Annotated in this window: 24 protein-coding genes; 13 read left to right on the top strand and 11 right to left on the bottom strand. The window is 64.8% G+C overall.

Annotation, left to right across the window (positions count from 1 at the left end):
• Positions 1–29: 29 nt before the first annotated feature.
• From ctaD to ACIPG5_RS08530, 3 genes are read left to right on the top strand one after another with little or no spacing between them, the layout of a single operon-like run.
• On the top strand, positions 30–1,619 hold the full coding sequence (ctaD, locus tag ACIPG5_RS08540) for a cytochrome c oxidase subunit I (RefSeq protein ID WP_176511699.1): 1,590 nt from the start codon (positions 30–32) through the stop codon (positions 1,617–1,619).
• Positions 1,620–1,629: 10 nt separating this feature from the next.
• Positions 1,630–2,196 carry a cytochrome c oxidase assembly protein gene (locus ACIPG5_RS08535; RefSeq protein WP_176511698.1) on the top strand — a complete coding sequence of 189 codons (567 nt, stop codon included), beginning with the start codon at positions 1,630–1,632 and terminating at the stop codon, positions 2,194–2,196.
• Positions 2,197–2,212: 16 nt separating this feature from the next.
• Positions 2,213–3,100, top strand: coding sequence for a cytochrome c oxidase subunit 3 (locus ACIPG5_RS08530; protein ID WP_176511697.1), 888 nt, complete (start codon positions 2,213–2,215; stop codon positions 3,098–3,100).
• A 49-nt stretch (positions 3,101–3,149) separates the two neighbouring features.
• On the opposite strand, the gene ACIPG5_RS08525 is transcribed toward ACIPG5_RS08530, so the two are convergent.
• Positions 3,150–3,353 (bottom strand): twin transmembrane helix small protein, encoded by a 204-nt coding sequence (locus ACIPG5_RS08525; RefSeq protein WP_016394254.1) that lies wholly within the window; start codon positions 3,351–3,353, stop codon positions 3,150–3,152.
• A 64-nt stretch (positions 3,354–3,417) separates the two neighbouring features.
• On the opposite strand from ACIPG5_RS08525, the gene ACIPG5_RS08520 reads away from it, so the two are divergent.
• The 5 genes from ACIPG5_RS08520 to ACIPG5_RS08500 are packed head-to-tail and all read left to right on the top strand — an operon-like array spanning position 3,418 to position 7,307.
• Positions 3,418–4,161: an SURF1 family protein gene (locus ACIPG5_RS08520; protein WP_176511696.1), complete on the top strand. Its 744-nt coding sequence runs from the start codon at positions 3,418–3,420 to the stop codon at positions 4,159–4,161.
• Entirely contained in the window at positions 4,127–4,711 is a 585-nt protein-coding gene (locus ACIPG5_RS08515; RefSeq protein WP_401374299.1) for a hypothetical protein, read from the top strand. Before ACIPG5_RS08520 ends, ACIPG5_RS08515 begins: the two co-directional genes overlap by 35 nt.
• A gap of 9 nt (positions 4,712–4,720) precedes the next feature.
• Positions 4,721–5,800, top strand: a complete 1,080-nt coding sequence (locus ACIPG5_RS08510; protein ID WP_314616415.1) for a COX15/CtaA family protein — start codon at positions 4,721–4,723, stop codon at positions 5,798–5,800.
• Positions 5,785–6,678 (top strand): heme o synthase, encoded by an 894-nt coding sequence (gene cyoE, locus ACIPG5_RS08505; protein ID WP_176511693.1) that lies wholly within the window; start codon positions 5,785–5,787, stop codon positions 6,676–6,678. The genes ACIPG5_RS08510 and cyoE overlap by 16 nt, the downstream gene beginning before the upstream one ends.
• Complete coding sequence (locus ACIPG5_RS08500) at positions 6,675–7,307, top strand: SCO family protein (RefSeq protein ID WP_236193428.1); 633 nt, start codon at positions 6,675–6,677, stop codon at positions 7,305–7,307. The genes cyoE and ACIPG5_RS08500 overlap by 4 nt, the downstream gene beginning before the upstream one ends.
• Positions 7,308–7,400: 93 nt before the next feature.
• On the opposite strand, the gene ACIPG5_RS08495 is transcribed toward ACIPG5_RS08500, so the two are convergent.
• The 3 genes from ACIPG5_RS08495 to ACIPG5_RS08485 form a co-directional block, all read right to left on the bottom strand.
• Entirely contained in the window at positions 7,401–8,171 is a 771-nt protein-coding gene (locus ACIPG5_RS08495) for a MetQ/NlpA family ABC transporter substrate-binding protein (protein WP_176515963.1), read from the bottom strand.
• A 64-nt stretch (positions 8,172–8,235) separates the two neighbouring features.
• Entirely contained in the window at positions 8,236–8,907 is a 672-nt protein-coding gene (locus tag ACIPG5_RS08490; protein WP_176515961.1) for a methionine ABC transporter permease, read from the bottom strand.
• Positions 8,907–9,914 carry a methionine ABC transporter ATP-binding protein gene (locus ACIPG5_RS08485; protein WP_176515959.1) on the bottom strand — a complete coding sequence of 336 codons (1,008 nt, stop codon included), beginning with the start codon at positions 9,912–9,914 and terminating at the stop codon, positions 8,907–8,909. The genes ACIPG5_RS08490 and ACIPG5_RS08485 overlap by 1 nt, the downstream gene beginning before the upstream one ends.
• 228 nt (positions 9,915–10,142) lie before the next feature.
• Here ACIPG5_RS08485 and katE point away from each other — a divergent pair, with 228 nt between their 5' ends.
• Positions 10,143–12,287, top strand: coding sequence for a catalase HPII (gene katE / locus ACIPG5_RS08480; protein WP_401374292.1), 2,145 nt, complete (start codon positions 10,143–10,145; stop codon positions 12,285–12,287).
• Positions 12,288–12,400: 113 nt separating this feature from the next.
• Here the strand turns inward: katE and ACIPG5_RS08475 are convergent, their stop codons facing one another.
• The 4 genes from ACIPG5_RS08475 to zur all read right to left on the bottom strand — a co-directional run bounded on the left by ACIPG5_RS08475 (position 12,401) and on the right by zur (position 15,266).
• A complete protein-coding gene (locus ACIPG5_RS08475) occupies positions 12,401–13,108 on the bottom strand; it encodes a PA5502 family lipoprotein (protein WP_176515954.1) in 708 nt (235 codons plus the stop codon).
• 127 nt (positions 13,109–13,235) lie between these two features.
• Positions 13,236–14,018, bottom strand: a complete 783-nt coding sequence (gene znuB / locus ACIPG5_RS08470; RefSeq protein WP_176515951.1) for a zinc ABC transporter permease subunit ZnuB — start codon at positions 14,016–14,018, stop codon at positions 13,236–13,238.
• Positions 14,011–14,784 (bottom strand): zinc ABC transporter ATP-binding protein ZnuC, encoded by a 774-nt coding sequence (gene znuC, locus ACIPG5_RS08465; protein ID WP_176515949.1) that lies wholly within the window; start codon positions 14,782–14,784, stop codon positions 14,011–14,013. Before znuC ends, znuB begins: the two co-directional genes overlap by 8 nt.
• Entirely contained in the window at positions 14,781–15,266 is a 486-nt protein-coding gene (zur, locus tag ACIPG5_RS08460) for a zinc uptake transcriptional repressor Zur (RefSeq protein ID WP_236236232.1), read from the bottom strand. The genes znuC and zur overlap by 4 nt, the downstream gene beginning before the upstream one ends.
• An 18-nt stretch (positions 15,267–15,284) precedes the next feature.
• On the opposite strand from zur, the gene ACIPG5_RS08455 reads away from it, so the two are divergent.
• Positions 15,285–16,241 carry a zinc ABC transporter substrate-binding protein gene (locus ACIPG5_RS08455; RefSeq protein ID WP_401374286.1) on the top strand — a complete coding sequence of 319 codons (957 nt, stop codon included), beginning with the start codon at positions 15,285–15,287 and terminating at the stop codon, positions 16,239–16,241.
• A 111-nt stretch (positions 16,242–16,352) separates the two neighbouring features.
• Here ACIPG5_RS08455 and ACIPG5_RS08450 read toward each other — a convergent pair whose 3' ends face one another.
• A complete protein-coding gene (locus ACIPG5_RS08450; protein WP_176515943.1) occupies positions 16,353–17,303 on the bottom strand; it encodes a homoserine kinase in 951 nt (316 codons plus the stop codon).
• A 69-nt stretch (positions 17,304–17,372) separates the two neighbouring features.
• Positions 17,373–17,660, bottom strand: coding sequence for a DUF2782 domain-containing protein (locus tag ACIPG5_RS08445; RefSeq protein ID WP_013970316.1), 288 nt, complete (start codon positions 17,658–17,660; stop codon positions 17,373–17,375).
• A 74-nt stretch (positions 17,661–17,734) separates the two neighbouring features.
• Between ACIPG5_RS08445 and polA the strand changes: the two genes are divergently transcribed.
• Positions 17,735–20,482 (top strand): DNA polymerase I, encoded by a 2,748-nt coding sequence (polA, locus tag ACIPG5_RS08440; RefSeq protein ID WP_401374282.1) that lies wholly within the window; start codon positions 17,735–17,737, stop codon positions 20,480–20,482.
• A gap of 444 nt (positions 20,483–20,926) precedes the next feature.
• Here the strand turns inward: polA and yihA are convergent, their stop codons facing one another.
• The gene (gene yihA, locus ACIPG5_RS08435) at positions 20,927–21,559 is read right to left on the bottom strand and encodes a ribosome biogenesis GTP-binding protein YihA/YsxC (RefSeq protein ID WP_016394236.1); all 633 of its coding nucleotides are present in this window, start codon (positions 21,557–21,559) and stop codon (positions 20,927–20,929) included.
• Between the two features lie 193 nt (positions 21,560–21,752).
• Here yihA and ACIPG5_RS08430 point away from each other — a divergent pair, with 193 nt between their 5' ends.
• Both ACIPG5_RS08430 and ACIPG5_RS08425 read left to right on the top strand, forming a co-directional pair.
• Positions 21,753–22,055: a cytochrome c5 family protein gene (locus ACIPG5_RS08430; RefSeq protein WP_176515939.1), complete on the top strand. Its 303-nt coding sequence runs from the start codon at positions 21,753–21,755 to the stop codon at positions 22,053–22,055.
• Between the two features lie 31 nt (positions 22,056–22,086).
• Positions 22,087–22,704 carry a cytochrome c gene (locus ACIPG5_RS08425; RefSeq protein ID WP_176515937.1) on the top strand — a complete coding sequence of 206 codons (618 nt, stop codon included), beginning with the start codon at positions 22,087–22,089 and terminating at the stop codon, positions 22,702–22,704.
• The last annotated feature ends 132 nt before the right edge of the window (positions 22,705–22,836 follow it).

Raw genomic sequence — 22,836 nt, 5'->3', positions numbered from 1 at the left:
CGCAGTCAGTGGATTGCAGGAGACAGGACATGAGTGCAGTGATCGACGACCACGCCCACGGCCATGACCACGCGCACGGCCCCGCCAAGGGCCTGATGCGCTGGGTGCTGACCACCAACCACAAGGACATCGGCACGATGTACCTGTGGTTCAGCTTCATGATGTTCCTGCTCGGCGGCTCGTTCGCCATGGTCATCCGCGCCGAGCTGTTCCAGCCCGGGCTGCAGATCGTGGAGCCGGCGTTCTTCAACCAGATGACCACCATGCACGGCCTGATCATGGTGTTCGGCGCGGTGATGCCGGCCTTCGTCGGCCTGGCCAACTGGATGATCCCGCTGATGATCGGGGCGCCGGACATGGCCCTGCCACGGATGAACAACTTCAGCTTCTGGCTGCTGCCGGCGGCGTTCCTGCTGCTGGTCTCGACGCTGTTCAGCCCCGGCGGCGGGCCCAACTTCGGCTGGACCTTCTACGCCCCGCTGTCGACCACCTACGCCCCGGCCAGCGTGACCTTCTTCATCTTCGCCATCCACCTGATGGGCATCAGCTCGATCATGGGCGCGATCAACGTGATCGCCACCATCCTCAACCTGCGCGCACCCGGCATGACCTTGATGAAAATGCCGCTGTTCGTCTGGACCTGGCTGATCACCGCGTTCCTGCTGATTGCGGTGATGCCGGTGCTGGCCGGGGTGGTGACCATGATGCTGATGGACATCCACTTCGGCACCAGCTTCTTCAGCGCCGCCGGCGGCGGCGACCCGGTCCTGTTCCAGCACGTGTTCTGGTTCTTCGGCCACCCCGAGGTGTACATCATGATCCTGCCGGCGTTCGGCGCGGTCAGCTCGATCATCCCGGCGTTCTCGCGCAAGCCGCTGTTCGGCTACACCTCGATGGTCTACGCCACCGGCGCGATCGCCTTCCTGTCGTTCATCGTCTGGGCCCACCACATGTTCGTGGTCGGCATCCCGGTGGTCGGCGAGCTGTTCTTCATGTACGCCACCATGCTGATCGCCGTGCCCACCGGGGTGAAGGTGTTCAACTGGGTCAGCACCATGTGGGAGGGCTCGCTGACCTTCGAGACGCCGATGCTGTTCGCCATCGCCTTCGTCATCCTGTTCACCATCGGCGGCTTCTCCGGGCTGATGCTGGCCATCGCCCCGGCCGACTTCCAGTACCACGACACCTACTTCGTGGTGGCGCACTTCCACTATGTGCTGGTGCCGGGGGCGATTTTCGGCATCTTCGCCTCGGCCTACTTCTGGCTGCCGAAATGGACCGGCCACATGTACGACGAAACCCTCGGCAAGCTGCACTTCTGGCTGTCGTTCATCGGCATGAACATGGCCTTCTTCCCCATGCATTTCGTTGGCCTTGCCGGCATGCCGCGGCGTATCCCCGACTACAACCTGCAGTTCGCCGACTTCAACATGGTGTCGTCGATCGGCGCGTTCATCTTCGGCGCCACGCAGGTCTTCTTCCTGTTCATCGTCATCAAGTGCATCCGCGGTGGCGCGCCGGCCCCGGCCAAGCCCTGGGATGGCGCCGAGGGCCTGGAGTGGTCGATCCCTTCGCCTGCGCCCTACCACACCTTCCAGACACCGCCGGAAGTGAAATAGGTAACCGCCCATGAACGGCCAACCGCTCAAACGCCTGGTGCTGCGCCTGCTGATGCTGACCGTGGTGATGTTCGCCTTCGGCTTCGCCCTGGTGCCGATCTACGACGTGATGTGCAAGGCCTTCGGCATCAACGGCAAGACCGGCGGGCAGTACGAGGGCAGCCAGGTCAGCGACACCACGCGCTCGGTGCGGGTGCAGTTCATGTCCACCAACGCCAGCGACATGGTCTGGGATTTCTATTCCACCGCCGACCAGCTGGAGGTCAACCCGGGCGCGGTCAACCAGATGATCTTCGTTGCCCACAACCCGACCAATCGGCCCATGAGCGCCCAGGCCATCCCCAGCATCACCCCGGCCGAGGCGGCGGCGTATTTCCACAAGACCGAGTGCTTCTGCTTTACCCAGCAGGTGCTGCAGCCGGGTGAGCGCATCGAAATGCCGGTGCGCTTCATCGTCGACCGCGACCTGCCGGCCAGCGTGAAGCACCTGACCCTGGCCTACACCTTGTTCGACATCACCGCTCGCCACCCGCCGGTCGCCCACAACGCGGCCCAGGGCGTCCAAAGCGCCCGTTAAGGGAAGGAGAACAGCAATGGCAAGTCATGAGCACTACTATGTTCCGGCGCAGAGCAAGTGGCCGATCATCGCCACCATCGGCATGTTCATCACGGTGTTCGGCCTGGGCACCTGGTTCAATGACCTCAAGGCCGGCCACCCCGACTCCCACGGGCCGCTGATCTTCTTCGTCGGCGCGCTGTTCCTGGCCTACATGCTGTTCGGCTGGTTCGGCTCGGTGGTCAGGGAAAGCCGCGCGGGGCTCTACAGCCCGCAGCTGGACCGCTCGTTCCGCTGGGGCATGAGCTGGTTCATCTTCTCCGAGGTGATGTTCTTCATGGCCTTTTTCGGCGCGCTGTTCTACGTGCGCGTGCTGGCCGGGCCCTGGCTCGGCGGCGAGGGGGCCAAGGGCGTTGCGCACATGCTCTGGCCCAGCTTCGAATTCACCTGGCCGCTGCTGCACACCCCGGACCCCAAGCTGTTCCCGCCGCCCAAGGAAGTCATCAACCCCTGGCACCTGCCGCTGATCAACACCATCTTGCTGGTCAGCTCGAGCGTGACCATCACCATCGCCCACCACGCCCTGCGGCGTGACCATCGTGGGGCGCTGAAGCTGTGGATGGCGCTGACCATCCTGCTGGGCATCAGCTTCATCACCTTGCAGGCCTACGAATACCACGAGGCCTACACAAAGCTGGGGCTGACCCTGGGTTCGGGGATCTACGGCGCGACGTTCTTCATGCTCACGGGCTTCCACGGTGCCCACGTGACCTTGGGCACGATCATCCTGATCGTCATGTTCGTGCGCATCCTGCGCGGGCATTTCAACCCGGAGAAACACTTCGGCTTCGAAGCCGCCAGCTGGTATTGGCACTTCGTCGACGTGGTCTGGGTGGGGTTGTTCATCTTTGTGTATGTGCTGTAGGAGCGGCCTTGTGTCGCGATGGGCCGCGAAGCGGCCCCAAGATGCATGACTAGAAAGGCGCGTGAGAAACCAGCTGCCCACTGATGAATCCATACGCCACCAGGCCAATGGTCAAGCTGGCCAGGGTGACACGCACGGTCAGGGCCTTGAGCAGCCGGGTGGAGTTCTCATCGTCCTTGACCAGAAACACCAGGCCACTGAACAGGCTGGCAACCGTGGCCAACAGCATCAGGACAATCGCGGCCTTGAGCATGGCGTCAACTCCGGGGGGATGCAGTGATGACTACAAGTATAGCGATTGACCTGGCGAGCCTGCGATGAGGCCCTTTCGCCCAGGCTGGATACCGACCCTGGTGGTGCTCGCGCTGCTCCCGGGGTTGATTGCGCTGGGCTGCTGGCAACTCGGCCGCGCCGATGAAAAGCGCGCGCTGCTCGACACCTACGCCCAGCGCAGTGCCGACGCGCCGCTGGCCACCGCCATGCTGCAGCAGAACGACGACACGGCCTTCCGCCGGGTCCACCTGTACGGGCGCTTTGATGCCGAGCACAGCCTGCTGCTGGACAACCGCATGCGCGATGGCCAGGCCGGCGTCGAGCTGCTGCAACCCTTCCACGATCAGCCCAGCGGCCTGTGGCTGCTGGTCAATCGCGGCTGGCTGGCATGGCCCGACCGCCGCGTGCCGGTGCATTTCGACACCCCGGCCCAGGCGCTGGCCCTGGATGCCTCGGTGTACGTGGAGCCCGGCCATACCTTCCAGCTGCGCCCGGACCCGGAGGGCGGCCAGTGGCCGCACCTGCTGACGGCCATTCACCCTGAGCAGCTGTGGCAGCAGCTGGACCGCGAAGGTTTTGCCCATGAACTGCGCCTTGAGCCTGGCCCGGCCAGCTACCGCCTGGACTGGCCGGTGGTTGCCCTGGGCCCGGAAAAGCACCTGGGCTATGCCGTGCAGTGGTTTGCCCTGGCCACGGCGCTGGTGCTGCTCTACCTCTACTTCGGCTGGCACAACAGGAAAAAGGAGAACAACCATGGCCGCCGCCACCACTCCACTGGACCCGCCTGAACGTCGCAAACCCACGGCCCGCGGGCGTTTGCAGCTGATTTTGATTCTCCTGGTGGTGCTTGGCCCGATGATCCTGGCCACCAGCATGTACAAGCTCAAATTCTGGGTGCCGGACGGGCGCAGCTACCACGGCGCGATGATCGGCAACGGCCAGAGCCGGGCCGACATCGGCATCGCCGGCGAGGATGCGCGCTGGCAATTGCTGGTCAGCGCACCTGCCGGGTGCGCCGCGGACTGCCAGCAACTGGTGTACCTGGCCCGGCAGATCCAGGTCGGCCTGGGCCGCGATGCCAGCCGGGCCAGCCATGCCCTGGCCGCTGCCCAGCCGTTGAGCGCGGACTACCAGGCGCTGCTGGGGCGTGAATACCCGCAGCTGCAGCGTTACCCCATGGACGCCCAGCGATATGCACAGAAAGTCGCCGAGCCCGGCTCGCAGTTGTGGATCGTCGACCCCCACGGCAACCTGGTGCTGCGCTACGACGCCAAGGTCAACGGCAAGCATGTGCTGGACGACCTGCGCCACCTGCTCAAGCTGTCCAACATCGGCTAGGAGCCTGCCATGGCCAGACCTGGATTTCGCCTTGCTGTGTTCGCCACCCTGCTGGCCTTGCTGGTCGTCATGCTCGGGGCCTACACCCGCCTGACCCACGCGGGCCTCGGCTGCCCGGACTGGCCAGGTTGCTACGGCTTCATCAGCGTGCCCAAGACCGACGCCCAGCTGGCCCACGCCGAGCTGAACTTCCCCGAGCACCCGGTGGAAGCGGCCAAGGGCTGGGCCGAGATGGTGCACCGCTATTTCGCCGGCACGCTGGCCGTGGTGATCGCCTTGCTGGCCTTCCAGGCGCTGCGCCGGCATGCCCGGGAGGGGCAACCCTATCGCCTGCCGGTGCTGTTGCTGGGGGTGGTACTGGCCCAGGCGGCCTTCGGCATGTGGACAGTGACGCTGAAGCTGTGGCCGCAGGTGGTCACCGCGCACCTGCTTGGCGGCTTCACCACCCTGAGCTTGCTGTTCCTGTTATCCCTGCGTCTATCCCGGGCCTTTGCGCCCTTGCCGAAACTGCCCCTGAGCCTGCGCCGCATCGCCGCCCTGGCCCTGTTGGTGGTGATCGGCCAGATCGCCCTGGGCGGTTGGGTCAGCGCCAACTACGCGGCGGTCGCCTGTATCGACCTGCCCACCTGCCATGGCCAGTGGTGGCCGGCGGCAGACTTCAGCAACGGCTTCCACCTGACTCAGCACGTGGGCCCCAACTACCTGGGCGGGCAACTGGACAGCGATGCACGTACCGCCATCCATATCAGCCACCGCCTGGGTGCGCTGATGGTCACTGCGGTGCTGCTGATGCTCAGCTGGAAGCTGTACCGCTGCGGCCTGCCGGGCCTGTCGCGGCTGGTGCTGGGCGCCTTGGCGCTGCAGGTCGGGCTGGGCATCAGCAACGTGCTGCTGCACCTGCCGTTGGCGGTGGCCGTGGCGCACAACGCCGGCGGCGCACTGCTGCTGCTGAGCATGGTGCTGGTCAACTACCGCATCCGCGTGGTCGACAAGGTGCGCGTCGGCGTCGGCCAGGGCTGGCGCCTGCGGCCGGTCGCTGGCGTGGCCGTCTCCCAACACATGAGGAATGGCTCGTGGCGACGCTTCTGAGTGCCCGGCGTGCCGGCTGGCGCGACTACCTGGAACTGACCAAGCCCAAGGTCGTGGTGCTGATGCTGATCACCTCGCTGGTGGGCATGCTGCTCGCCACCCGCGCGGGGGTGAGCTGGAACGTGTTGCTGTTCGGCAACCTGGGCATCGGCCTGTGCGCGGGCGGCGCGGCGGTGGTCAACCATGTGGTGGACCGGCGTATCGACGCGCTGATGGCGCGCACCCACAAACGCCCGCTGGCCGAGGGCCGGGTGGAGCCGCTGCCGGCGCTGCTGTTCGCCCTGGCCCTGGCGCTGCTGGGCATGACCCTGCTGCTGGTGTTCACCAATGCCCTCACCGCCTGGCTCACCCTGGCCTCGCTGCTCGGCTATGCGGTGCTCTATACCGGCTTTCTCAAGCGCGCCACGCCGCAGAACATCGTCATCGGCGGCCTGGCCGGGGCAGCTCCGCCGCTGCTCGGCTGGGTGGCGGTGAGCGGCCACATCAGTGCCGAGCCGTTGCTGCTGGTGCTGATCATCTTCGCCTGGACGCCCCCGCACTTCTGGGCCCTGGCCATCCACCGCAAGGCGGAGTACGCCAAGGCCGATATCCCGATGTTGCCGGTGACCCACGGCGAGCGCTACACCAAGCTGCATATCCTGCTGTACAGCCTGATTCTGCTGGCCGTGACGCTGCTGCCCTATGCCATCCACATGAGCGGCCCGCTGTACCTGGCCTGCGCCCTCGCCCTGGGCCTGCGCTTCCTGCAATGGGCCTGGGTGTTGTACCGTGGCAGCCGGCCGCACGCGGCGATCGGCACCTTCAAGTACTCTATCGGCTACCTGTTCGCGCTGTTCATCGCGTTGCTCGTTGACCACTACTTGTTGCTGAGCTTATGACCCGAACCCAGAAAACCGTCTTCATCCTCGTTGCCGTGGTCGCCTTGATCATGGGCCTGACCGTCAACAAGGTGCTCAATGGCCGCAACCAGCCCAACCCTGCCGAGCTGATCGACGCCGGCATCATCCTGCTGCCGCAAAGCCGCACGGTGGCGGATGTGACCATGACCAACCAGGACGGCCAGCCGGTGAAGCTGGACGACCTCAAGGGCAAATGGTCGCTGCTGTTCTTCGGCTACACCTACTGCCCGGACATCTGCCCGACCACCCTGGCGCAGCTGCGCCAAGTGAAGAGCGAGCTGCCCAAGGAAGCCGTCGACCGCCTGCAGGTGGTGCTGGTGAGCGTGGACCCGAATCGCGATACGCCCAACCAGCTCAAGCAGTACCTGGGCTACTTCGACAAGGATTTCGTGGGGGTGGCGGGGTCGATCGAGGATACCCAGAAGCTCGCCAATGCCTTGAGCATTCCGTTCATTCCGGCCGATACCAGCAAGCCTGGGTATACCGTGGATCACAGCGGCAACCTGGCCGTCGTGGGGCCGGATGGGCGCCAGCGCGGCTTCATTCGCGCGCCGTTCAACAACCAGAAGCTGGTGGCGCAGTTGCCGGGGCTGGTCAAGCGCGATTGATGCAAGCCGCAAAAAGCATCGCCGGCAAGCCGGCTCCCACACGTGCCTGTGGGAGCCGGCTTGCCGGCGATGGGCGCAACGAAATGCTAAGCCTTAGAACGCCGGTACCACAGCGCCCTTGTACTTCTCGGTGATGAACTGCTTCACCTCAGGCGAGTGCAGCGCTGCTGCCAGTTTCTTCATGTCTTCGGAGTCCTTGTTGTCTGGGCGGGCAACCAGGATGTTGACGTAAGGCGAGTCGCTGCCTTCGATGGCCAGCGCGTCCTGTTCCGGGTTCAGCTTGGCTTCCAGCGCGTAGTTGGTGTTGATCAGGGCGATATCGACCTGGGTCAGCACGCGCGGGATGGTGGCCGCTTCCAGCTCGCGGAACTTCACGTTCTTCGGGTTCTGGGCAACGTCCTTCACGGTCGACAGGATGTTGCTGTTGTCCTTGAGCTTGATCACCCCGGCCTTGTCCAGCAGCAGCAGGGCGCGGCCGCCGTTGGTGGCGTCGTTGGGGATGACCACGGTGGCGCCGGACGGCAGCTCGTCGAGCTTCTTGATCTTGGACGAGTACACGCCCAGCGGCTCGATGTGCACGCCGGTCACGCTGACCAGGTGGGTGCCCTTGGCCTTGTTGAACTCATCCAGGTACGGCTGGTGCTGGAAGAAGTTGGCGTCCAGGCGCTTTTCGGCCACTTGCACGTTCGGCTGGATGTAGTCGGTGAATTCCTTCACCTTCAGGTTCACACCCTCTTTTTCCAGCTGGGGTTTGACGAAGTTGAGGATCTCGGCGTGCGGCACCGGGGTGGCGGCGACGGTCAGGTCACCGGCATGGACCGAGAAGGCCGCGACAGCGGCAGCAACAGCAAGCAGCTTCTTCATGAATCACTCCTTGTGAGGGCCGCGACGGCCCCCGAACGGGTCGGCCGGGCCGACCCCATTGGGGTTACTTACGGGAAAAATGCACCACCAGTTTGTCGCCCACGCTCTGCAGGACTTGAACCAGTACCAGCAACAGCACCACGGTGACCACCATGACGTCGGTCTGGAAGCGCTGGTAGCCGAAGCGGATGGCCAGGTCGCCCAGGCCGCCGGCGCCGACCACGCCGGCCATGGCGGTGTACGACACCAGGGTGATGGCGGTGACGGTGATGGCGGCGAAGATGCCCGGGCGGGCTTCCGGCAGCAGTGCGTTGGTGATGATCTGGCGGGTGGTGGCGCCCATCGACTGGGTGGCCTCGATGATGCCGCGGTCCACTTCACGCAGGGCGGTTTCCACCAGGCGCGCGAAGAACGGCGTGGCGCCCACCACCAGCGGCGGGATGGCACCGGCCACGCCCAGCGAGGTGCCGGTGATCAGCACGGTGATCGGGATCATCACGATCAACAGGATGATGAACGGCAGCGAGCGCAGGATGTTGACCACCAGCGACAGCAGCGCGTACACGCCCTTCTGCTCGAACATCTGGCGCGGCCCGCAGAGGAACAGCAGCACGCCCAGCGGCAGGCCCAGCAGCACGGTGAAGAACAGCGAGCCGAACAGCATGATCATGGTGTCGATGGTCGCCAGCCAGATTTCGGCCCAGTCGACGTTGGCAAAGAAATTCAGGGCGTCCATCAACGCAGTACCTCCATATGTACGTCAGCTGCCTTGAAGCGGTCGAACGCCGCTTCCATGTCGCCGCCAGTCACGGCCAGGGTCAGCTGCCCATAGGGCACATCCTTGATGCGGTCGATACGCCCGGCGAGGATGCTGTAGTCCACACCGGTTTCGCGGGCCACGGTGCCCAGCAGCGGCGCGTAGGTGGCGTCGCCCTGGAAGGTCAGGCGGATGATGCGCCCTGGCACGTGGGCGAAGTCGTCACGCTGCTCGCCTTCGTCGACCTGTTCGTCTTCCTGGACGAAACGCTTGGTGGTCGGGTGCTGCGGGTGCAGGAACACCTCGGCCACCGAGCCTTGCTCGACGATCTGCCCGGCATCCATCACCGCCACGCGGTCGCAGACCCGGCGGATCACGTCCATCTCGTGGGTGATCAGCACGATGGTCAGCTTCAGCTCGCGGTTGATCTCGGCCAGCAGTTGCAGCACCGAGGCCGTGGTCTGTGGGTCGAGGGCGCTGGTGGCCTCGTCGCACAGCAGGATCTTGGGGTTGGTGGACAGGGCGCGGGCGATGCCGACGCGCTGCTTCTGGCCGCCAGACAACTGCGCCGGGTACTTCTTGGCGTGGTCCTGCAGGCCGACACGGGCCAGCAGTTCGCTGACACGCTTGTCGATTGCGCTGCGCGACAGCTCGCCGGCGAGGGTCAGCGGCAGGGCCACGTTGTCGGCCACGGTCTTGGACGCCAGCAGGTTGAAGTGCTGGAAGATCATGCCCACCTGCTGGCGGAAGCCACGCAGCTGGTTGGCGTTGAACGCGGTGACGTCTTCGCCGTCGACGATGATCTTGCCGCCGGAAGGCTCTTCCAGGCGGTTGATCAGGCGCAGCAGGGTGCTCTTGCCGGCGCCGGAATGGCCGATCAGGCCGAACACCTGGCCGTCTTCGATGGCCAGGCTGGTCGGGTTCAGGGCGGGGATTTCCCTACCGGCGACGCGGTAGGTCTTGTGTACATGTTGGAACTCGATCACGTAGCGAACCTTGTGGGGCGCATGGAATTTGGGGTCAGCGGTTGGCTGGGGTGGCGCATTTTAGCCTTTTCCCATAGTTGTTCTTAGCATTTATTTCGTAACGGACCAATCCATCGGGCATAACACGACAACTGGTAATCCCGATTGAACGCTCGGCAAAGCCCTCCAGTCACTACTTGAACAAGCCCGACCAAGGGCACGCCTGATGACTGACGAGGAGAGCCGACCATGCCCAGCAAGAAAACGGACGCGCCCAAGCACAGCGAGGCCGCCGGCACCCAGACCCCCGACCGGGCCAATACCAACGCCAAGCTGCAGAGCCTGGAGGCGTTTCGCAGCGATGCCACCGGCCAGGCGCTGCGCACCAACCAGGGGGTAAAGGTCGCCGACAACCAGAACAGCCTGAAGGCCGGAGCGCGCGGGCCATCGCTGCTCGAAGACTTCATCATGCGCGAGAAGATCACCCACTTCGACCACGAGCGCATCCCCGAACGCATCGTCCACGCCCGCGGCACCGGGGCCCATGGCTACTTCCAGAGCTACGGCAACCATGCCGAGCTGACCAAGGCCGGTTTCCTGCAGGACCCGCAGAAGATCACCCCGGTGTTCGTGCGCTTTTCCACCGTGCAGGGGCCGCGCGGCTCGGGTGACACGGTGCGCGATGTGCGCGGTTTTGCCGTGAAGTTCTACACCGATGAGGGCAATTTCGACCTGGTTGGCAACAACATGCCGGTGTTCTTCATCCAGGATGCGATCAAGTTCCCCGACTTCGTGCATGCGGTCAAACCCGAGCCGCACAACGAGATGCCCACCGGCGGCTCGGCCCACGACACCTTCTGGGACTTCGTCTCGCTGGTGCCGGAATCGGCGCACATGGTCATCTGGGCCATGTCCGACCGCGCCATCCCGCGCAGCCTGCGGATGATGGAGGGCTTTGGCGTGCACACCTTCCGCCTGATCAACGCCCAAGGCGTGGCCAGCTTCGTCAAGTTCCACTGGAAGCCGCGCCAGGGCGTGCATTCGGTGCTCTGGGACGAAGCCCAGAAGCTGGCCGGCAAGGACACCGATTACCACCGCCGCGACCTGTGGGACGCGATCGAAACCGGCGATTACCCGGAATGGGAGCTGGGCGTGCAGATCGTGCCGGAGGCCGACGAGCACAAGTTCGACTTCGACCTGCTCGACCCCACCAAGCTCATCCCCGAAGAGCTGGTGCCGGTGACGCCGCTGGGCAAGATGGTGCTCAACCGCAACCCGGACAACTTCTTCGCCGAAACCGAGCAGGTGGCCTTCTGCCCCGGGCATATCGTGCCGGGCATCGATTTCAGCAACGACCCGCTGCTGCAGGGCCGGCTGTTCTCCTACACCGATACCCAGATCAGCCGCCTGGGCGGGCCGAACTTCCATGAAATCCCGATCAACCGGCCGGTGGCGCCCAACCACAGCAGCCAGCGCGATGCCATGCACCGCATGACCATCGACAAGGGGCGCGCGTCTTACGAGCCCAATTCGATCGATGGCGGCTGGCCGAAAGAAACCCCACCCGCCGCGCAGGATGGCGGCTTCGAGAGCTACCAGGAGCGCATCGAGGCGCACAAGATTCGCCAGCGCAGCGAGTCGTTCGGCGACCACTTCTCCCAGGCGCGGCTGTTCTTCCAGAGCATGAGCCCGACCGAGCAGCAGCACATCATCAAGGCCTACAGCTTCGAGCTGGGCAAGGTGGAGCGCGAGGCGATCCGGGCTCGCCAGGTGAACGAGATCCTGGCCAACATCGACCTGAAGCTGGCGGCGGCGGTGGCGGCCAACCTGGGGCTACCGGCGCCCAAGCAGGGCACGGTCCAGGTAAAAGGCAGCAAACCCGCGCAGTCCAAGGCTTTGAGCCAGATGAACCACCCCGGCGATGTGGGCATCAAGGGGCGCAAGATTGCCGTGCTGGTGGCCGATGGCGTGGATGCAGCCAGTGTCGACAGGCTGGTCAAGGCGCTTGAGGCCAAGAGCGCGCGGCCGATGCTGCTGGGGCCTACTTCGGCGCCTGTGAAGATGGCCGATGGCAAGCCGTTGAAAGTGGATGCCTCGATCGAAGGGATGCCTTCGGTGATGTTCGACGGGATCGTCGTCGCGGGCGGCAAGGCCTCGATCGATGCGTTGAGCGCCAGCGGCGTGGCCAAGCATTTCCTGCTCGAGGGCTACAAGCACCTGAAGGCGATCATGCTGGCCAAGGATGCCAAGGCATTGCTCGACAGCCTGGGGCTCAAGGAAGACAAGGGGTTGCTGCTGGGGGATGAGCAGAAGGCCGTGGATGCCTTTGTCAAAGCAGTGGAAGGGCATCGGGTGTGGGAGCGGGAGGCGGCTGCAGAGGCTGTGCCTGCCTGATCGGCGGCGCCTTCATCGCCGGCAAGCCGGCCCCCACAGGGCCAACCACAGGTCTCGAGGGCCTGTGGAGCTCTCTGTGGGAGCCGGCCTGCCGGCGATGAGGCCCTGAAACGTCACCGCTGATGTGGGACCAATACCACCTGAGCCGGCATCTTGCGCTGAATCTCATGCTTCTGCTTCAGCTTGAAGCCACTGTCGATCTTGTGCACCCGCTTCTCCAGCAGGTTCTTCAGCCACGGCGCGTCCTCGGTGCGCGGCACCTGGAACACCACCTCGCACTGGTAATTCACCACATCCTTGGCAATTTCATCGAGCTGGCGGCGCATGGCGGCGATGTCGGTGGTCTTCAGCGCGATCACCGTGCTCGGCGCCGTTGGGTCGATCACCCGCGCCTGGGGCTTGGCCTCGGCAGCTTTCAAGGCCGCCTCGGCTTTCTCCAGCTCGGCCTTGCGGGCCTGGCCAACGGCGTCGCCGCCGGTAACTGCCGGGGCCTGCGGCATCAGCGCACGGGCGCGCGCCAGCGCGGTTGCGGCGGCGTTGACATCGCCTTTTTGCAGCACGATCTGGCTGCGCTTGAGGTAGGCCTCGGCCAACTGGCGCTGGTATTGCTCCAGGCGCGCGTCGTTCGGCGACTGGGCCTGCAAGGCAGCCAGCTGGTCTTCGGCGGTGGCCAGCTCATTGCTGGCGATATTCTGCTGCAGCTGCTGCCAGGCATCGGCTTGGGCAGGTGCACTGGCCTGCTCCACCGGCGCACTGGAACAGGCGGCCAGGAACAGGGAAAACGCGGCAACAAGCAGATAACGGGATGCGAACGGCTTCATTCCTGCGACTCTCTATTTGCGCAAAAAGCGAGCAAGTCTACACCCAGGTGCGCACGCTCGAAAACAGGTCTTACAGACCCTTTACCCGCGAAAAGGTTGCAGGGCACGCCGATGCGCACCCCGCTTTTCAGCGTTTTGGCAGGGCCAGGCTCAGCAAGAATAGCACTGCCGCGCAGACCACGATCGACGGGCCGGCCGGGGTGTCCTTGAACCAGGACATGGCCAGGCCCCCGCAAACCGCGGTCACGCCCAGCAGGCTGGCACCCAGTGCCATCTGCTCGGGCGAGCGGGCGTGGCGCTGCGCCGCAGCCGCCGGGATGATCAGCAGCGAGGTGATCAGCAGCACGCCGACGATCTTCATGGCCACGGCGATCACCACGGCAATCAGCAGCATCAATGCCATGCGCAGGGCGGCCACCGGCAGGCCTTCGACCATGGCCAGCTCTTCGTGCACGGTGATTGCCAGCAGCGGCCGCCACAATGCGGCCAGCAACAGCAGCACCAGGGCGCTGCCGCCGAGGATCCAGCCCAGGTCGCCAGGGCTGATCGCCAGCAGGTCGCCGAACAGGTAGGCCATCAGGTCGATGCGCACGTCCTTCATGAAGCTCAGCACCACCAGGCCCAGCGACAGGGTGCTGGGCGCGAGGATGCCGAGCAGCGTGTCCGAGGCCAGTGGCTGGCGCTGCTGCAAGGTCACCAGGAGGATGGCCAGCAACAGGCAGCCGACGGTGACCGCCAGCGCCGGGCTGACATCCAGCACGAAGCCCAGGGCCACGCCCAGCAGGGCGGCGTGGGACAGGGTGTCGCCAAAATAGGCCATGCGCCGCCACACCACGAAGGAGCCCAGCGGGCCCGCCACCAGCGCCAGGGAAAGGCCTGCAAGCAAGGCGTAGAGAAGAAAATCAGCCATGCTTGCAGTGCTCTCCGTGAACATGGGCGCCAGGGGCGACGACCGAGCCGTGCAGGTCGTGGCTGTGGTCGTGATGGTGGTGATAGATGGCCAGGCTCGGGGCGTTCTGGCCGAACAGCTCGACGAAGGCCGGGTCGTTGCTGACCTGCTCGGGGTGGCCCGAACAGCACACATGGCGGTTGAGGCACACCACCTGGTCGGTGGCGCTCATCACCAGGTGCAGGTCGTGCGAGACCATCAGCACGCCGCAGCCGTGGCGGTCGCGCAGGCGGGTGATGAGGTTGTACAGCTCGGTCTGGCCGACCACGTCGACGCCCTGCACGGGCTCGTCCAGCACCAGCAACTGCGGTTCGCGCAGCAGCGCCCGGGCCAGCAGCACACGCTGCATCTCGCCACCGGAAATGGTCTGGATCGGGTTGTCGATCACCTGCTCGGCACCCACTTCCTGCAGCGCCGACAAGGCTGCCGCGCGGTCTACGCCGGGCACCAGGCGCAGAAAGCGCAGCACCGAGAGCGGCAGGGTCGGGTCTACCTGGATCTTCTGCGGCATGTAGCCGATGCGCAGCTTCGGCTTGCGCCACACGCTGCCGCGGTGCGGCTTGAGCAGCCCGAGCACGGCACGCACCAGGGTGGTCTTGCCGGCGCCGTTGGGGCCGATCAGGGTCACGATCTGGCCGGGAGCGACCGCCAGGTCGATGCTGTCGAGCACCGCCTCGCCGCCAAAGGTGACGCCGACCTGCTCGAGGCGGATCAGGGCGTCGCTCATGCCGCGCTCCGGCAGTTGCCGCACAGGCCGACGATTTCCACCGTCTGCGTCTCGACCGTGAAGCCCACGCCCTTGGCGCTGGCGACGATGGCATCGCTGATGCTGTCCTGCTCCAGCTCGATGGCCACGTGGCACACGCGGCAGATCAGGAACTGGCCATGGTGGGCGTGCTCCGGGTGGCTGCAGCCGATGAAGGCGTTGAGCGAGGCGATGCGGTGCACCAGGCCGTTTTCCAGGAGGAAGTCGAGGGCGCGGTACACCGTGGGCGGCGCGGCGCGGCGGCCATCCTGCTCGCTGAGCACGGCGAGAATGTCGTAGGCGCCCAGCGGCTTGTGGCTCTGCCACACCAGTTCCAGCACGCGGCGGCGCAGCGCGGTCAGACGCAGGCCCTGGCGGGCGCACAAGGCGTCGGCTTCGGCCAGGGCGCTGTGCACGCAATGGGAGTGATCGTGGGGACGGTGAGCCAGCGGCGTGATGGACATGGGCAGCGACGGTTCTGGATGGAGACGTTATTATGTTACCTGTTTCTGACGAGTCGAGTATTCATCGTGTCCCGATTCCTTGTGCTTTTTGTCGCATTCATCGCCTGCTCGGCGCAGGCCGACGTGCGCGTGCTGACCAGTATCAAGCCGTTGCAGCAGATCGCCGCCGCGGTGCAGGACGGTGTCGGCAGCCCTGACGTGCTGCTGCCGCCGGGCGCCTCGCCGCACCACTATGCGCTGCGCCCCTCCGATGTGCGCAAGGTGGGCGATGCCGACCTGCTGTACTGGATCGGTCCCGACATGGAGAACTTCCTGCCGCGGGTGCTGGGCAGCCGCAGCAAGCCAACGGTCGCCGTGCAGGCGTTGCCTGGCCTGCAGCTGCGCCATTTCGGCGAGGACAGCCATTCCCACGAGGCAGACGACGCGGACGAGCATGACCACGACCACCGCCCGGGCAGCCTGGATGCGCACCTGTGGCTGTCGTCGCTCAACGCGCGGGTGATCGCGGCGAAGATGGCGGCGGACCTGGCGGCGGCCGACCCGGCCAACGCGGCGCGTTACCAGAGCAACTTGAAGGCTTTCACCGAGCGCCTCGATGGCCTGGATGCGCGCATCAAAGCGCGAGTGGCCGGCATCGCCGACAAGCCTTATTTCGTGTTCCACGAAGCGTTCGACTACTTCGAGTCTGCCTATGGCCTGAAGCACACCGGCGTGTTCAGCGTGGCGGCGGAAGTGCAGCCTGGCGCGCAGCACGTGGCGGCCATGCGCAAGCGCCTGCAGGAAGTGGGCAAGACCTGTGTGTTCAGTGAGCCGCCGCTGCGTCCGCGCTTGGCCGAGACGCTGACGGCCGGGTTGCCGGTGCGCTTGGCGGAGCTGGATGCCCTGGGCGGTACCGACCCGGTGGATGCCAAGGGCTATGAGCGCTTGCTGGAAAAACTGGGCAGCGATTTGGCGGGGTGCCTGGAGCAGTTGTGATGGCTGGGCTGGCCCTATCGCCGGCAAGCCGGCTCCCACAGGTACTGCACCGTCATTGCGGGGCGTGATCAACCTGTGGGAGCCGGCTTGCCGGCGATAGGGCCGCTACGCTCAGAGCGCGATCGGCAGCTTCAAGGCCACCTGCTGACGCTGCGCCAGGCGCACCTCGAACTCGCTCGGGTCATGGATCATCACATCCATCCCGGCAAACGATTCCGCGGCAATCAGGCGCGACAGCCAAAAGCGCACACAGCCTACCCGCAACATTTCCGGCCACAGCTCGGCCTCGGCTGCCGTAAACGGCCGCAGCGCCGCGTAGGCCGCCAGCAGCGCCTGGGCGCGTGGCAGGTCGATTGCGCCCTGCTCATCCAGGCACCAGTCGTTCACGGTGATGGCGATGTCATACAGCATCGGGCCCGAGCAGGCGTTGTAGAAGTCGATCACACCGGTCAGGTGGGTGCCCTCGAACATCACGTTGTCGCGGAACAGGTCGGCATGCAGGTTGGCCCGTGGCAGGGCCAGGATCTGCGCCTTGTGCGCGGTGATTTCAGCCAGTGCCGGCTGCAGCAGCGCCACCTGTTCGGCGCTCAGGCGCGGCATCAGCTCGGCGCCGGATGCCAGCATCCAGTCCAGGCCACGGTCGGTCTTGCGTTCGATGACGTGGTCGCGGGTGGCCAGGTGGATGTGCGCCAGCAGCTCGCCAACCTGGGCGCAGTGCTGGTTGTTCGGCGCCTTGATGTGCTTGCCCGACAGCCGCGGCTGCAGCAGCGCCGGCTTGCCGCACAGCTCGCGCAGGCCGTTGCCGTCGCGGTCGCGGATGGCATAGGGCACCGGCATGTCGGCGCCGTGCAGGGTGTCGAGCAGCTCGATGAAGAACGGCATGTCCTCGCTGGGGCCGCGTTCGATCAGCGTCAGGACGAACTCCCCCTGTTCGAGGCTGACGAAGAAGTTGCTGTTTTCGGTGCCGGCGGCAATGCCCTGGAAGTCGAGCAGACGGCCCAGCTCGTAAGGCGCCAGAAAGGTTTCCAGCTCAGGCCGGGTCACGGGGGTGAAGACTGACATGATGAAAAAATGCCCATACGGGCACTTCCGCCGGGAAGTGCCGGGTTGATGTGAACGATACGCGTCAGATTACCACTCGAAGATCTTCCAGGACGGGATCAGCATGTCCGGCTGGTCGGAACGAATGAAATTGCCATCAGAGCCATCGGCGCGTACCAGAAAATAAGGCTTGCCGTTTTTCGGCGTGATCTTGATCGCATACAGGAAGCCGTTCTGCCGGTATTCCTGGATGGTTTTGTCGCCTTCCGTGCGAATGGTCACCTCGGGATCTGCCGAGGGGGCGTCGTCCGCCGCCAGGGTGACGACTGGCATGGTTGCCAACAGGCCGAGCAGTAACAGGCGATTGAGTGTACGCATGATAACCTTGTCCCTTTGTCGTCATTGATCCGGCTATTCTAGCTCCGGACCCGCCGAAAAGGTTGATTCTGCTCATGAGCCAAGCGCCCCTCGTCCTGGTGGACGGTTCCTCCTACCTTTATCGCGCCTTCCACGCGCTGCCGCCGCTGACCACCTCCAAGGGCATGCCCACCGGCGCGGTCAAGGGTGTGCTGAACATGCTCAAGAGCTTGCGCAAACAGTACCCCGACAGCCTGTTCGCCGTGGTGTTCGACGCCAAGGGCGGCACCTTCCGCGACGCCATGTTCGCCGAATACAAGGCCAACCGCCCGAGCATGCCCGACGACTTGCGGGTCCAGGTCGAGCCTTTGCACGCCAGCGTCAAGGCGCTGGGCTACCCGCTGCTGTGCGTCGAGGGCGTGGAGGCGGACGACGTGATCGGCACCCTGGCGCGCAGCAGCGCAGCCATGGGCCGGCCGGTGATCATCTCGACCGGCGACAAGGACATGGCGCAGCTGGTGGACGGCCACGTGACCCTGGTCAACACCATGACCGGCAGCGTGCTGGACGTTGCCGGCGTGCACGAAAAATTCGGCGTGGGCCCGGAGCACATCATCGATTTCCTCGCCCTGATGGGCGACAAGGTCGACAACATCCCAGGCGTGCCTGGCGTGGGCGAGAAGACCGCGGTCGGCCTGCTGACCGGTATCGGCGGCGGCCTCAGCGACCTCTACGCCAACCTCGACAAGGTGCCGACGCTGGCCATCCGGGGTGCCAAGACCCTGCCCGCCAAGCTGCAGGAACACCGCGACGCGGCGTTCTTGTCCTACGAACTGGCGACCATCAAGGTCGATGTGCCGCTGGATATCGAAGTGGACGCGCTGGTGTGCGGCGAGCCGGACCGCGAGGCCCTGCTGGCGCTGTACACCGAAATGGAGTTCAAGAGCTGGATCGCCGACGTGCAGCGCGATGCGGCCAGGGCCGGCGATGAGATCGCCCCGGCCGAGGAGCCGGCCGCCAAGGTCGAGCCCAAGTACGAGACCATTCTCGACCAGGCCCGCTTCGACGCCTGGCTGGAGAAGCTGCGCCAGGCGCCGCTGTTCGCCTTCGACACCGAAACCACCAGCCTCGATGCACAACAGGCGCAGCTGGTCGGCCTGTCGTTCGCGGTCGATGCCCATGAAGCCGCCTACGTGCCGCTGGGCCACGACTACGAGGGCGCGCCTGCCCAACTGGACCGCGAGGCCGTGCTGCTGGCGTTGAAGCCGCTGCTGGAAGACCCGGCCAAGGACAAGGTCGGGCAGAACGCCAAGTACGACATCAACATCCTGGCCAATGGCAGCCCGGCCATCGAGATGCGCGGCGTGGCCTACGACACCATGCTCGAGTCCTACGTGCTCAACTCCACCGCCACCCGCCACGACATGGACAGCCTGGCGCAGAAGTACCTCGACCACACCACCATCGCCTTCGAGGACATCGCCGGCAAGGGCGCCAAGCAGCTGACTTTCAACCAGATCGACCTGGAAAAGGCCGGCCCCTACGCCGCCGAAGACGCCGACATCACCCTGCGCCTGCACCAGGCCCTGCAGGCGCGCCTGGCCAAGACGCCGAGCGTGCAGCCGGTGCTGATGGACATCGAGATGCCGCTGGTGCCGGTGCTGGCCAAGATCGAGCGCCAGGGCGCGCTGGTCGATGCCGCGCTGCTGCAGGTGCAAAGTGGCGAGCTGGGGGTGAAGATGGCCGAGCTGGAGCGCCGCGCCTTCGAGCTGGCCGGTGAGGAATTCAACCTGGGTTCGCCCAAGCAACTGGGCACGATCCTCTACGACAAGCTGGGCATGCCGGTGCTGAGCAAGACCGCCAAGGGCCAGCCATCGACTGCCGAAGCAGTGCTCGACGAGCTGGCCGAACAAGGCTACCCACTGCCTGAAGTGCTGATGCAGTACCGCAGCCTGAGCAAGCTCAAGAGCACCTACACCGACAAGTTGCCGGGGCAGATCAACCCGCGCACCGGGCGTATCCATACCTCGTATCAGCAGGCCGTGGCCGCCACCGGGCGGCTGTCGTCCAGCGACCCGAACCTGCAGAACATCCCGATCCGCACCGCCGAAGGCCGGCGCATTCGCCAGGCCTTCGTCGCCAGCCCGGGCTACAAGCTGCTGGCGGCGGACTATTCGCAGATCGAGCTGCGCATCATGGCCCACCTGGCCAAGGATGAAGGCTTGCTGCACGCCTTCCGCAACGACCTGGACGTGCATCGCGCCACTGCGGCGGAAGTGTTCGGCGTCGCCCTGGAAGCGGTGACCACCGACCAGCGGCGCAGTGCCAAGGCCATCAACTTCGGCCTGATCTACGGCATGAGCGCGTTTGGCCTGGCCAAGCAGATCGGCGTCGATCGCAAGCAGTCCCAGGACTACATCGACCGCTACTTCGCCCGCTACCCGGGCGTGCTGGCCTACATGGAGCGCACCCGCGCCCAGGCCGCCGAGCAAGGTTTCGTCGAAACCCTGTTCGGCCGGCGCCTGTACCTGCCCGATATCAATGCCAAGAACCCGGCCCTGCGCAAAGGCGCCGAGCGCACGGCGATCAACGCGCCGATGCAGGGCACGGCGGCCGACATCATCAAGCGGGCGATGGTCAACGTCGACAACTGGCTTAGCCAGAGCGGCCTGGATGCGCGCGTGATCCTGCAGGTGCACGATGAACTGGTGCTGGAGGTGCGTGAGAATTTGGTCGAGCAGGTCAAAGATGAAATTCGCGGGCACATGAGCCGTGCGGCGCAACTGGATGTTCCGCTGCTGGTCGAAGTGGGTATTGGCGCGAATTGGGACGAAGCTCACTGATTGAGCTGGGAAAGCTGTGTAGGATCTGCGACGTAGTGACGCGGATCCTGGCATGGCTCGATGCCATTAGTTCGGAGGTTTCATGAAACTATCGCAAATAGTTTTGAGGGCTTCGGAACTAAAGTGGTGAAGCGCCACTCAGAGTAACTGAACGGCTGGTGAAGCCTTTCGATGCTCCTATGTTGTGTTAAGTGTTGGCAGATACCCGGGCCCCGCCCTAGCGGTCCGGACTTGAACCCCGAACTTCCCCCTCCCCATACGAAGTCCGGGGTTTTTTTTGCCCGGAATTTGATTAAAGGGCCCTGCGCAGTCCCTGGTAGGAGCGGCCTCATGTCGCGAAAGGGCTGCAAAGCAGCCCCAGGATTTCAGCAGCGCTGCACAGGTTGCAGGGGCCGCTTCGCGCCCCTGTCGCGACACAAGGCCGCTCCTACAAAAAGGGCGCCTTCAGGCCACCGGCTTGTCTTCCAGCTCCATCCAGTCCGCCAGCACCTTGTAGGCCTCTTCCAGGCCCAGGCGCTTGGGTGCCGAGAACAGCTGGATGGTCACGCCATCGCCCCAGCCCTTGCGAATTTCCGACTGCACCTTGAGCAGGGTGTTCTTGCCGGCGCCGTGGGTCAGCTTGTCGGCCTTGGTCAGCAGGATGTGCATCGGCATGCCGCTGGCCTTGGCCCAGTCGAGCATCATCTTGTCGAAGTCGGTCATCGGATGGCGCACGTCCATCATCAGGATCACACCGCGCAGGCACTCGCGGCTGCCCAGGTAGGCTTCCAGGTGACGCTGCCAGTGCTGCTTGAGCGGAATCGGGACTTTTGCATATCCGTAGCCCGGCAGGTCGACCAAACGCCGTTCATCGTCCAGACTGAAGAAATTCAACAGCTGGGTGCGCCCTGGAGTTTTCGAGGTACGCGCCAGGCTGGCATGAGTCAGGGTATTGAGGGCGCTGGATTTGCCGGCGTTGGAACGGCCGGCGAAAGCCACCTCGTAACCCTGGTCGTCCGGGCATTGTTCGACCTTGGCAGCGCTGAGGGCGAATTTGGCTTTCTGGCAGAGGCCGAGGATGGGGTTCTTGACTTGCATGGGATTTCCGATGTGGGTGTTGCCAAAGCCTAGGCCGGCAAGCGGTGTCGTTTCCGTTTGGATGGCGGAAGTATATAATGCCCCAGTTTTTGTGTGCTCATTCTCCCAGCGAAGGAGAACGGGCATGGGGTGTCGAACAATAGCTCGCGCATCAGAACGCAGCGCGTCCCCCAACCCTGTCAGGTCGTTTCGCATGGCGAAATGGCTGCTAGCTGTCGGTATGTTCCTGCCGTTTTTCAGCGCACAGGCTACACAGGATCCCGAGGCGTTGTACAACCGCACATGTGCGGCCTGTCACGCCGGGCAGTTGCCACAGGCACCCAAGCGGGGTGACCGGGCAGCATGGGAGCCAAGGCTGGCGAAAGGCATGGAGGTACTTCAGGCGCATGTTACACAGGGTTTCAAGGCTATGCCGCCGCGTGGATTGTGCATGGACTGCAGTGCCGAGGACTACCGTTTGGTCATCCTTTGGATGAGCGGCAGTCCCGATACATAACATTTCACCCTTAGCCGTGTTGGATTAGCTGATGAACAAACTAGTCGTGAGTCTGCTGTTGACCATGGGTGTCGCCGGTGCAGCCACTGCTGCTGACCCCATCAAAGGCGATGCCGCCGCCGGCCAGGCCAAAACGGCCGTTTGTGGGGCCTGCCACAACCCCGACGGCAACAGCCTGGCGCCGAACTTCCCGAAACTGGCCGGCCAGGGCCAGCGCTACCTGGAGAAACAGCTGCACGACATCAAGTCGGGCAAGCGCACCGTGCTGGAAATGACCGGCATGCTGGCCAATTTCAGTGACCAGGACCTGGCCGACATCGCCGCCTACTTCTCCAGCCAGAAAGGCAGCGTGGGCGCCGCCGACCCGGCGCTGGTCGAGCGCGGCAAGGCCTTGTTCAACGGGGGCGACCTGGAAAAAGGCATGCCGGCCTGTATCGGTTGCCACTCGCCCAATGGCGCGGGCATCGCCCTGGCAGGCTTCCCCCACCTGGGTGGCCAGCATTCCCAGTACGTGGCCAAGCAGCTGACCGACTTCCGCGAAGGCGAGCGCACCAACGATGGCGATGCGGCCATCATGCGCTCCATCTCCAGCAAGCTGAGCAACAAGGACATCCAGGCGCTGTCCAGCTACATCCAGGGCCTGCATTAACATTCGGTTAATGCGCCAACTGTAAAGATGAAAGGGCGGCGCGGGCCGCCCTTTTTTCTGTCCGCAGCCGGTACACTACAGAACTCGGGCCCTTCCCGACCTGTCTGAACACAGGTCGCGTCGAGGCGACCA

It is taken from the genome of Pseudomonas sp. NPDC087029 (assembly GCF_044745345.1).
GTDB classification, from domain to species: domain Bacteria; phylum Pseudomonadota; class Gammaproteobacteria; order Pseudomonadales; family Pseudomonadaceae; genus Aquipseudomonas; species Aquipseudomonas faucium.
This window is presented reverse-complemented; position numbering and strand designations above follow the sequence as displayed.

Excerpts from the sequence above, each read along its gene's own strand:
- ctaD (WP_176511699.1), top strand. The coding sequence starts at position 30 with ATGAGTGCAGTGATCGACGACCACGCCCACGGCCATGACCACGCGCAC.
- ACIPG5_RS08535 (WP_176511698.1), top strand. The coding sequence starts at position 1,630 with ATGAACGGCCAACCGCTCAAACGCCTGGTGCTGCGCCTGCTGATGCTG.
- ACIPG5_RS08530 (WP_176511697.1), top strand. The coding sequence starts at position 2,213 with ATGGCAAGTCATGAGCACTACTATGTTCCGGCGCAGAGCAAGTGGCCG.
- ACIPG5_RS08525 (WP_016394254.1), bottom strand. The coding sequence starts at position 3,353 with ATGCTCAAGGCCGCGATTGTCCTGATGCTGTTGGCCACGGTTGCCAGC.
- ACIPG5_RS08520 (WP_176511696.1), top strand. The coding sequence starts at position 3,418 with ATGAGGCCCTTTCGCCCAGGCTGGATACCGACCCTGGTGGTGCTCGCG.
- ACIPG5_RS08515 (WP_401374299.1), top strand. The coding sequence starts at position 4,127 with ATGGCCGCCGCCACCACTCCACTGGACCCGCCTGAACGTCGCAAACCC.
- ACIPG5_RS08510 (WP_314616415.1), top strand. The coding sequence starts at position 4,721 with ATGGCCAGACCTGGATTTCGCCTTGCTGTGTTCGCCACCCTGCTGGCC.
- ACIPG5_RS08500 (WP_236193428.1), top strand. The coding sequence starts at position 6,675 with ATGACCCGAACCCAGAAAACCGTCTTCATCCTCGTTGCCGTGGTCGCC.
- ACIPG5_RS08495 (WP_176515963.1), bottom strand. The coding sequence starts at position 8,171 with ATGAAGAAGCTGCTTGCTGTTGCTGCCGCTGTCGCGGCCTTCTCGGTC.
- ACIPG5_RS08490 (WP_176515961.1), bottom strand. The coding sequence starts at position 8,907 with ATGGACGCCCTGAATTTCTTTGCCAACGTCGACTGGGCCGAAATCTGG.
- katE (WP_401374292.1), top strand. The coding sequence starts at position 10,143 with ATGCCCAGCAAGAAAACGGACGCGCCCAAGCACAGCGAGGCCGCCGGC.
- ACIPG5_RS08475 (WP_176515954.1), bottom strand. The coding sequence starts at position 13,108 with ATGAAGCCGTTCGCATCCCGTTATCTGCTTGTTGCCGCGTTTTCCCTG.
- znuB (WP_176515951.1), bottom strand. The coding sequence starts at position 14,018 with ATGGCTGATTTTCTTCTCTACGCCTTGCTTGCAGGCCTTTCCCTGGCG.
- znuC (WP_176515949.1), bottom strand. The coding sequence starts at position 14,784 with ATGAGCGACGCCCTGATCCGCCTCGAGCAGGTCGGCGTCACCTTTGGC.
- zur (WP_236236232.1), bottom strand. The coding sequence starts at position 15,266 with ATGTCCATCACGCCGCTGGCTCACCGTCCCCACGATCACTCCCATTGC.
- ACIPG5_RS08455 (WP_401374286.1), top strand. The coding sequence starts at position 15,285 with ATGGAGACGTTATTATGTTACCTGTTTCTGACGAGTCGAGTATTCATC.
- ACIPG5_RS08450 (WP_176515943.1), bottom strand. The coding sequence starts at position 17,303 with ATGTCAGTCTTCACCCCCGTGACCCGGCCTGAGCTGGAAACCTTTCTG.
- ACIPG5_RS08445 (WP_013970316.1), bottom strand. The coding sequence starts at position 17,660 with ATGCGTACACTCAATCGCCTGTTACTGCTCGGCCTGTTGGCAACCATG.
- polA (WP_401374282.1), top strand. The coding sequence starts at position 17,735 with ATGAGCCAAGCGCCCCTCGTCCTGGTGGACGGTTCCTCCTACCTTTAT.
- yihA (WP_016394236.1), bottom strand. The coding sequence starts at position 21,559 with ATGCAAGTCAAGAACCCCATCCTCGGCCTCTGCCAGAAAGCCAAATTC.
- ACIPG5_RS08430 (WP_176515939.1), top strand. The coding sequence starts at position 21,753 with ATGGCGAAATGGCTGCTAGCTGTCGGTATGTTCCTGCCGTTTTTCAGC.
- ACIPG5_RS08425 (WP_176515937.1), top strand. The coding sequence starts at position 22,087 with ATGAACAAACTAGTCGTGAGTCTGCTGTTGACCATGGGTGTCGCCGGT.